The 8,963-nt window shown below is 73.2% G+C and carries 8 protein-coding genes; 5 read left to right on the top strand and 3 right to left on the bottom strand.

Annotated features, from left to right (window positions below; genetic code table 11):
- The first annotated feature begins 291 nt into the window (after positions 1–291).
- Positions 292–1,050 carry an FkbM family methyltransferase gene (locus I6A81_RS02870; RefSeq protein ID WP_203004890.1) on the top strand — a complete coding sequence of 253 codons (759 nt, stop codon included), beginning with the start codon at positions 292–294 and terminating at the stop codon, positions 1,048–1,050.
- Between the two features lie 442 nt (positions 1,051–1,492).
- Positions 1,493–1,672, top strand: a complete 180-nt coding sequence (locus tag I6A81_RS02865) for a DUF6104 family protein (protein WP_203004889.1) — start codon at positions 1,493–1,495, stop codon at positions 1,670–1,672.
- Positions 1,673–1,919: 247 nt separating this feature from the next.
- On the opposite strand, the gene I6A81_RS02860 is transcribed toward I6A81_RS02865, so the two are convergent.
- Positions 1,920–3,044: a fibronectin type III domain-containing protein gene (locus I6A81_RS02860; protein ID WP_203010083.1), complete on the bottom strand. Its 1,125-nt coding sequence runs from the start codon at positions 3,042–3,044 to the stop codon at positions 1,920–1,922.
- Between the two features lie 135 nt (positions 3,045–3,179).
- Between I6A81_RS02860 and I6A81_RS02855 the strand changes: the two genes are divergently transcribed.
- The gene (locus I6A81_RS02855; RefSeq protein WP_203004887.1) at positions 3,180–4,406 is read left to right on the top strand and encodes a serine/threonine-protein kinase; all 1,227 of its coding nucleotides are present in this window, start codon (positions 3,180–3,182) and stop codon (positions 4,404–4,406) included.
- A 27-nt stretch (positions 4,407–4,433) separates the two neighbouring features.
- Here I6A81_RS02855 and I6A81_RS02850 read toward each other — a convergent pair whose 3' ends face one another.
- Positions 4,434–5,408 carry a zinc-binding dehydrogenase gene (locus I6A81_RS02850; protein ID WP_203004886.1) on the bottom strand — a complete coding sequence of 325 codons (975 nt, stop codon included), beginning with the start codon at positions 5,406–5,408 and terminating at the stop codon, positions 4,434–4,436.
- Positions 5,409–5,685: 277 nt separating this feature from the next.
- Between I6A81_RS02850 and I6A81_RS02845 the strand changes: the two genes are divergently transcribed.
- Entirely contained in the window at positions 5,686–5,916 is a 231-nt protein-coding gene (locus tag I6A81_RS02845; RefSeq protein WP_203004885.1) for a hypothetical protein, read from the top strand.
- Positions 5,917–6,043: 127 nt separating this feature from the next.
- On the opposite strand, the gene I6A81_RS02840 is transcribed toward I6A81_RS02845, so the two are convergent.
- A complete protein-coding gene (locus tag I6A81_RS02840) occupies positions 6,044–7,285 on the bottom strand; it encodes an NAD(P)-dependent malic enzyme (RefSeq protein ID WP_203004884.1) in 1,242 nt (413 codons plus the stop codon).
- A gap of 636 nt (positions 7,286–7,921) precedes the next feature.
- On the opposite strand from I6A81_RS02840, the gene I6A81_RS02835 reads away from it, so the two are divergent.
- Positions 7,922–8,869, top strand: coding sequence for an ABC transporter substrate-binding protein (locus I6A81_RS02835; RefSeq protein WP_203004883.1), 948 nt, complete (start codon positions 7,922–7,924; stop codon positions 8,867–8,869).
- Positions 8,870–8,963: the final 94 nt, after the last annotated feature.

Raw genomic sequence — 8,963 nt, 5'->3', positions numbered from 1 at the left:
CTGACATTCAGTGAGAGGATAAGGGTGCTTGCAAAAGTAAGCAGTTGCAAGCACCCCCAAGCGGGCGGCAAGGCGGCGCCCCCCCCCCCCCCCCCCCCCGGGGGCCCCGGCTTCGCCGTCAGGGCACCGGGCAGCCAGATCCGGCCACCACGGACCTTCCTGGCGGGTCTCGACTAGGCTGCCTCCAACCCTTCGGCCTTAACCGCTCCCGGGAGCGCCGCCGACACGGCGATCGTCGGCCGGCGCCGGCGGCTCCGTGGACGGGGGAACCGCGCTGGAACGGAGACATTCATGGCACTGGTCAGTGCGATTGCCGAGCGGATCCCGGACCGGGCCTTCGCGACCGCCATCGCCTACGCCCACCGCCGGGCCGAGCCGATGCTCGATCTGGTCAAGATGTTCGTCACGGCCGACCAGACGGCCGTCGACGTGGGCGCCTGGTACGGGCCGTGGACGTACTGGCTGGCGCGGGCGGCACGATCGGTGGTCACGGTCGAGGCGAATCCGGAGCTCGCGGACTTCGTACGGCGGACGGCGCCCGACAACGTCACCGTGATCACCGCGGCGGCCTCGGACGAGGCGGGAACCGCGACGCTCTGGCTGCCGCCGGGAGGCAAGGGCACCGAGGGCAGGGCGTCGTTGCAGCAGCAACAGGGCAACGGTCACTCGCTCGAGGTCGAGACCATCAGGCTCGACAGCCTGGACGTGGCCAATGTGGGCCTCATCAAGATCGACGTCGAGGGTCACGAGCTCGCCGCCCTGCGAGGCGCGGAGAAACTGGTGCGGCGGTGGCGGCCGACGCTCATCGTCGAGATCGAGGACAGTCGGTCGCCGGCGGCCGACACTATTGGCCTGATCGAGAGCTGGGGTTACGAGGGCATCGTGCTCAAGGACGGCCGCTCGCATTCGCTGGCGGAGTTCGATCTGGTCGGGCACCAGCAGTCGATCAAGGACCAGTTCGGGCATGGCTACCTACGCCATGTCGCCACCAAGGTCGGCGACCGGTACGTGAACATGATCGTCTTCCGGCCTCGTCCCGACCGGGACTGAGCCGGCGGGGCGGGAGCTCCTGCCCCTGGCTGGTATCCGGACGGCGCCGTCCTGGCTCGCCTCCCGTGCTCAGACGGTGAGGACGAGCTCGCCGAAGAACTCACCGTGGGCCACGCGCTCGAAGGAGGCATGGGCGTCGGCAGCGGGCGGACGTCGACGACGAGCGGCCCGGCCTTGGTGAAGACCATCCGAGGCGGTCAGCCACGCCGTCGGCAGGCAGGCCGCCTCCTCCGCGCGACCATCGGTTCCGGGGTCGATACCTGGGCGGAGTTTCGTCCGAGGGGCGCCGGTAGGCATCGTGTGCCGGGATCCGGCGGGCCGGTCTTCGGGCCGCCGGATCCGTCGTTCGAAAGCGGTGGCCGCCGGGTTTGCCCGTGTGGGCCCAGGGCACCGCAAGCCGGTCGGGTCAACGGGATGGCGAGGCAAGGAGAGCGAGCGGGCGATGTACTTCACCGACCGGGGGATCGAGGAACTGATCGCGCGCCGGGGCGAGGAGACCGTCACCCTCGAGTGGCTGGCTGACGCGCTGCGCACCTTCGTCGACCTGCATCCCGAGCATGACGCCGCCATCGACACCCTGGCCACCTGGCTGGCCCGCCCCGACGACGACCCCGATCTTTAGAGGGAGACCTCGTCACCGGTGACCGGGACGGCCCCGACGGGCGGCTGGCCATGACCCGCGGGGTTTTCGGCCATGATTCCCAGGCGCTGTGGTGCCGAAAACCCGCTCGTCGGGCACCACGGCCCATGGCCCGATCTCCCAGGACCGGCCGGCCACCAGCGATTTCCAGCGCCCCGCGTGGCCAGCCGACGCCGGTCCTCGGAACCAGTGCGGCAGCCAGGCGGGAGGCGGCGAGGGGCGCGGCGGCTCAGGCGGTCGGCGTGACGGTGACGGTGTTCGACGGTGGGCCGTTGCCGGCGCTGTTCGAACCGGTGATCCGCAGTTCGTAGGTGTGGCCGCCCAGAAGCTGGCGGACCGTGTAACACAGCCCGTCGATGGGATACGGCATCGTCGCCCAGGCCTCCCCGGCGGTGACGTCACGATGCTCGAGGAGATAGCGGTTGGCGCCGTCCGCCGCGTTCCAGCACAGCTCGGCGGTGCCTGACCCGGGCACGGCCGTCAGCCCGGTCACGGCCGCCGGAAGGGGCCGCGTCACGGTGACCCGCACGACGTTCGAGGGCGCACCGTTACCGGCACTGTTCGAACCAACAATCCGGAACTCATAGGTACGACCCACGGCAAGCTGCTCGACCGTGTAGCAGACATCGCCAATCGGGTACGGCATCAGCGTCCACGCCTCCCCCGCGGCCACATCCCGGTACTCCAGCACATACTCCGCGGCACCCTCGGCCGCCTCCCAGCACAGCCGGGCCGTACCCACCGCGCCGGGCACAGCCGTCAGCCCGGTCACGGCCGCCGGTAGGGGCCGTGTCACGGCGACTCGCACGACGTTCGAGGGCGCACCGTTACCGGCACTGTTCGAACCAACAATCCGGAACTCATAGGTACGACCCACGGCAAGCTGCTCGACCGTGTAGCAGACATCGCCAATCGGGTACGGCATCAGCGTCCACGCCTCCCCCGCGGCCACATCCCGGTACTCCAGCACATACTCCGCGGCACCCTCGGCCGCCTCCCAGCACAGCCGGGCCGTACCCACCGCGCCGGGCACGGCCCTCAGCCCGGCCGCGGCCGCCGGAAGGGGTGGCACCGACGGCCCGGTCGACGGCCCGGCGGAGCCGGCCGGCGCGCTGGCTAGGGCGCCCGGCGTTCGCGCCGGCGGCCCGGTGGAGCCCGGCGAGCCGGCATCGGCCACGCCCACGGCGGCGATCCCGGCGGCGACGGCCGCGAGGACCGTCGCGCTGGCCAGGAACACCGGCCGCGCGCGGCCGGCCAGCCAGCCGCGCAGCACCTTCGCCGCCAGCGCGATCTGGCTGCCCGCGGCGGCGGCGAGCCGGCCGCCCGGGTGACGGCCACGAACGAGAATCGCCACCGCGGGTCCCTCCGCGTCAGGTCGTGGAACGGCCACTGTGCGCCCGCTGCCCCTGACCCAGAATAATCGAGCAGATACGTCCAATAGCCGCGCACCGGACTGGCGGCCCGCGGGGACCGGAGGTGAGCGCCGACCGTGAGCGCCGAGGCCAGCGGGTCGGAAAGCCGCGTCGTGGCCGGCCGGTACCGGTTGTTGGAAAGGCTCGGGTCCGGCACCTACGGCACCGTGTGGCGCGCGCACGACGACGTCCTGGCGGTGCAGGTGGCGCTCAAGGAACTGCGGCACGACGTCACGACGGAGGACGGGCAGTCCGCTCGCGCCCAGCTCGAGCGGGAGGCCCGCATCGTCGCCAGGCTGCGCGACCATCCACATGTCGTGACGGTGCACGACATCGTCACCGACGGCGGCCTGCCGTGGATCGTGATGGAGCTGGTCGAGTCGAGGTCGCTCGCCGACCTGGTGCGCGCGACCGGCAAGCTGCCGCCGGAGCGGGTCGCGGCCATCGGGACGGCCCTGCTGGACGCGCTGGTCAGCGCGCACGCCCTCGGCATCACCCACCGGGACGTGAAGCCGGCCAACGTCCTGATCGGCGCCGGAGACCGCGTCCTGCTCGCCGACTTCGGCGTCGCCTCCCACGACGCGCAGCCGACGATCGGCCACGGGCCGGTCGGGACCCTCGCCTACATGGCGCCGGAGCAGTTCGCCGGAGTGCGCGCGAAACCCGCGGGCGACCTGTTCTCGCTCGGCGCCACCCTCTACTTCGCCCTCACCGGCGGATCGCCGTTCGGCCGGTCGACCGAGGCCGCCACGATCCACGCGGTGCTCCACGACGCGCCGCCCCGGCCGGCCGGCCCGGATCGCCTGGCGCGGGTCGTGCTGGGGCTGCTGGCGAAGGACCCCGCCGACCGGACCACGGCCGGCGAGGCTGCCGCCGCCTTCGCGGCCGTCGCCGCCGGGCAGGCGCCGCGCCCCGAGCTGGCGGACCTGCTGGGCTCGACCCCACCGGGCCAGCCGGACATGCCCGGCCTCCCGGCCTCACCGGGCGCGGTCGACTCCGCGGCCACACACGGGGCGAAACCGCGGGAACTGGCGACGGGCGCCCGTACCGGGCCGACGACGACGATGCCCGGGACGGGCCGAACTGGCCGTGGGCCAGCCCGCGTCGCCTTCCTCGACCGGGTCGTCGGCGCGGTCCTGCTCATCGTCGCCACGGCGCTCGCGCTCGCCCCGTGGCTGGCCGTCAGCCTGATCGACCCGCCCTGGTGGGGCTATTCGGCCGCGACGGTCCTCACGGTCTTCTTCGGCGCCTGGGCGGCCGCCTTCGGCACGGTCCTGGTCCGGCCGCCCGATCCCGGCCCGTGAGGACGGGACCAGGCTGCGGGGGCCCGCTCAGACCGTGAGGACGAGCTTGCCGAAGAACTCGCCGTGGGCCATGCGTTCGAAGGAGGCGCGGGCGTCACGGAGCGGGCGGACGTCGTCGACGAGCGGCCGCGCGCCGGTGCGGTCGAGGAAGTCGACGAGGGCCGCCAGCTCGTCGCGGGTGCCCATCGTCGAGCCGAGAACGGACAGCTGCAGGAAGAAGATCCGGGTGAGCTCCGCCGGCGGGTTCGGTCCGCTGGTCGCGCCGGAGCAGACGATCGTGCCGCCGGGACGCAGCGACTTCACCGAGTGGCTCCAGGTGGCGGCGCCGACGGTCTCGATGACGGCGTCGACCCGGCTGGGCAGCCGGGCGCCGGACTCGACGGCGACGTCGGCACCCAGGTCCAGCGCCCGCTTGCGCTTCGTCTCGTCGCGCGAGGTGACGAAGACGGTGTGCCCGGCCGCCTTGGCCAGCAGCAGCGCGGCGGTGGCGACCCCGCCGCCCGCGCCCTGGACCAGCAGCGTGCCGCCGCCCTCGGCGGGCAGCCCGGCCTTGGTGAAGACCATCCGGTAGGCGGTGAGCCACGCCGTCGGCAGGCAGGCCGCCTCCTCCCAGGACAGCGACGCGGGCTTGGGCACCAGGTTGCGGGTGGGCACCGCCACCCGCTCGGCGAGCGTGCCGGGATGCAGCTCCGAGAGCAGGGTTCGCTTCGGGTCGAGGGTCTCGTCGCCGCCGCCGGCCGCCGGGTCACCGACCACCGCGTGGACGATCACCTCGGTTCCGTCGCCGGTCACGCCCGCCGCGTCGCAGCCGAGGATCATCGGCAGTCGCTCGGGCGGCAGGCCGACGCCGCGCAGGCTGAACAGGTCGTGGTGGTTGAGCGCGGCGGCCCGGACGGAAACCGTGGTCCAGCCGTCCGGAACGGTCGGCTCCGGCTGCTCCCCGACGGCCAGCCCGGCCAGCGGGTCCGAGGGGTCGATCGACACTGCGGCAACGGCAAGCACGGACAAACCCTAGGCCCGGCCGCGGACCGACGCCATCGACGCCGGGCCGTCCGGCCGCGTCGGCGCCGTCACGCGGGCGCCACGGCCCGCGGGGGTGGCGTCGCGCTCCGGCGCGGGATGTGCTGGACTCATCCTCGTGGTGGCAGCTGAACCCGTGTCGTCCGAACCCGGCCCGTCCCCGGCCGGGCCGGTGGCCTGGCCCGCGACGGCACAGCCCACGACCACACCGGCCACGACCACACCGGCCGCCACGACACCGGCCGCCACGACACAGCCCATGACGCCCCTGGCCGGCGCGGATCGGCGGACGCGTGGCTCGCGCTGGCGCCGTCGACGGCCGGTACCCGAGCCGGAGCCCGCGCAGCCTGTCTTCACCGACGACGGGCTCCCGCTCATCGTGGTCACCCAGACCGACTTCGTCGCCTGCTCCTACAACGGCTGCGGTGCGCTTCGCCCGCTCGACGAGGTCGCCGCGGGCCGTCCCTGTTCCGGCTGCGGCCGGGTCTGAGCCGCCGGCCCCATCCCCGCGGCTCGGTTTCCCGAGAAGTTCCCCAGGTTCCCCCCGAGAGACGCGGGAGCCCGGTTCCGGGCGGGCCGGAACCGGGCTCGTCGTCGTTCGGCGCGACCGTGCCGCGTCAGCGGCGGGCGACGCCTTCCGCCCTGGCGGCGGCGGCCACCGCGGCGGCGACGGCCGGGGCCACCCGGGCGTCGAACGGGCTCGGGATGATGTGGTCCGGCGCGAGCTCGTTGACGATGACGTCGGCGAGCGCCCGCGCGGCCGCGAGCTTCATGCCCTCGGTGACCCGGCTCGCCCGCACGTCGAGCGCGCCCCGGAACACGCCGGGGAAGGCGAGCACGTTGTTGATCTGGTTCGGGAAGTCGCTGCGGCCGGTGGCGACGATGCGGGCGTACTTGTGGGCGACCTCGGGGTGGACCTCGGGGTCCGGGTTGGCCATCGCGAAGATGATCGCGTCGGGCGCCATCGTCGCCACCGCCTCCTCGGGCACGACGCCCGAGGACAGCCCGATGAAGACGTCCGCGCCGGCGAGCGCCTCGGTGATCGAGCCGGTCAGTCCGGACGAGTTGGTCACGGCGGCGATGTCGGCCTTCACCGAGGTCAGGTCACCCCGGCCGGAGTAGATGATGCCCTTGCGGTCACCGACCGCGATGTCGCCGATGCCGGCGGCCAGCAGAATGCGGGTCACCGCGATCCCGGACGCGCCGGCGCCGGAGACGACGGCCCGCAGGTCGGACAGTCGCCGGCCGGTCAGCCGGGCGGCGTTCTCCAGCGCGGCGAGCGCCACGATCGCGGTGCCGTGCTGGTCGTCGTGGAAGACGGGGATGTCGAGCCGCTCCTGCAGCCGCCGCTCGATCTCGAAGCAGCGCGGCGCCGAGATGTCCTCCAGGTTGATCCCGCCGAAGCTGGGCGCCATCAGGGCGACGGTGTCGACGATCTCGTCGACGTCCTTCGTGGCCAGGCCGATCGGCACGGCGTCGACGCCGGCGAAGTGCTTGAACAGCGCGGCCTTGCCCTCCATCACCGGCAGGCCGGCGGCCGGGCCGATGTCACCGAGGCCGAGCACGGCCGTGCCGTCGGTGACCACCGCGACCAGGTTGCCGCGCCAGGTGTAGTCCTCGGCGAGCGCCGGGGCCTCGGCGATCGCCAGGCACACGCGGGCCACCCCGGGGGTGTAGGCCAGCGAGAGGTCGTCCCGGTTCTCCAGCGGGGAGGTCACCTCGAGGGCGATCTTGCCGCCGCGGTGCAGCGCGAACACCGGGTCGTCGTCCGACACCCGCGGGCTGACGGCGAGGGCGTCGGAAAGCGTGGTCGCCGGCGTCGTCTGATCAAAGGTCTGGTGGTCTGCGGTCGCTGTCACGCAAGTGCTCCTGGATATGGGCGGGCCCGGTTGCCCAAGCTGTCCCTGGGTCGGTGGAGGCGTCTGGGGCCTGCTGGTGGTGGACGTCCGGGGATTGCCCAGCTGGGTGACGTCGGGCACAGCCCGACATCGGGGGTCCGGGGGTCGCCCCCCGGGAGACATCACGGCCTTGGGAAGCCGACCAGCGGTCGGCGAACAGGCTGAGCCGGTCGCCTCGGGCTTGGAGAGGCGAGGATCGAGCCGGGGGTCGCCCGGGCACCTTCAAATATTGCACGTCGGAGGCCGTGGGCGGCGACCCGGTGGCGTCCCGCCCTCGGATGGGGAGACCCGCGACGCGCTTGCCTGCGACAATCCGGCATGTTGTCCTGAAACGCTCACGAAGCATTCTCGTAGTGCTACTGACACGTAACCAGGCTTGGGTGATGGCCCAGGACGTGCGCCGCCGTCGTCGCCGACCCCTCCCGAGCACGGAGCGGCAGCACCCCACGTCTCCAGACGCGCTCCGTGGCGGGAAGGGCGCGTACAGCGCCAGGTAGGCCGGTCGACCGGCGCGGCTCCCGTCCGCCAGCCGCCCGCCCTGCCCCGCGCGGCTGAGCCGTCCGCACTTGGTACCGGCTGCAAGGGAGAGGGATCGGCATGCGTAGTCGAACACATCGGGCGATGGACGACGGCCCGGCCGTCGGCCGCGCGAGTCGGCGCACGGCGCGCCGGGTGCTGGCCGCGACGGCGGCGGCGAGCCTGCTCGCCGTGCTGGCCGCGTGCGGCGGCGACTCGTCCGACGACGACGGCGCGACGCCACCGCCCTCCGGGAACCCGTCGGTCGCGGCCGCGCTGCCCGCCGAGTACGCGGGCAAGACACTCAAGGTCGCCACCGACGCCACCTACCCGCCGAACGAGTACTTCGACACGGACGGCAAGACGATCATCGGCATGGACGTCGACCTGATCGAGGCCCTCGGTTCGGCGCTCGGCGTCGAGGTCGAGGTCGAGAACGCCGGCTTCGACGACATCCTCCCCGGCATCGGCTCCAAGAAGTACGACATCGGCGTGTCGAGCTTCACTGACACCAAGGAGCGCGAGGAGGTCGTCGACTTCGTCACTTACTACTCGGCGGGCACCGCCTTCTTCACCACGGCCGACAACGGCGCCCAGATCACCACCATCGAGGACCTCTGCGGCCTGTCCGTCGCCGTCGAGACCGGCACGACCCAGGCCGACGCCGCCACCGCGCAGGACGGGAAGTGCAAGGAGGCCGGCAAGCCGGGCGTGACCGTCCAGGTCTTCCCGGACCAGAACGCGGCGAACCTGGCGCTGAGCTCCGGCCGCGCCCAGCTCGGGATGGCCGACGCGCCGGTCGCGGCCTACCTGGTGAACGAGTCGGGCGGCAAGCTGGCCCTGGTCGGCGAGCAGTTCGACACCGCTCCGTATGGGATCGCGGTGGGCAAGGGCTCGGGGCTGGCCGAGCCGCTGAAGGCCGCCCTCGAGCAGATCATCGCGGACGGCACGTACACCAAGATCCTTGAGAAGTGGGGCATGGCCGACGGAGCCATCACCGACCCTGTGATCAATGGCGCCATCAGCTGACGAGACGGCGGGCGGGGGGGGCGGGGGGGCCCGGGGCCCGCCCCCCCCCCCCCCCCCCCCCCCCCCCCCCCCCCCCCCCCCCCCCCCCCCCCCC

Origin of the sequence: Frankia nepalensis (assembly GCF_016786325.1) — a bacterium.
GTDB lineage: Bacteria > Actinomycetota > Actinomycetes > Frankiales > Frankiaceae > Pseudofrankia > Pseudofrankia nepalensis.
Note: the sequence above shows the minus strand (reverse complement) of the source record. Positions and strands in the feature narration are given on the sequence as shown.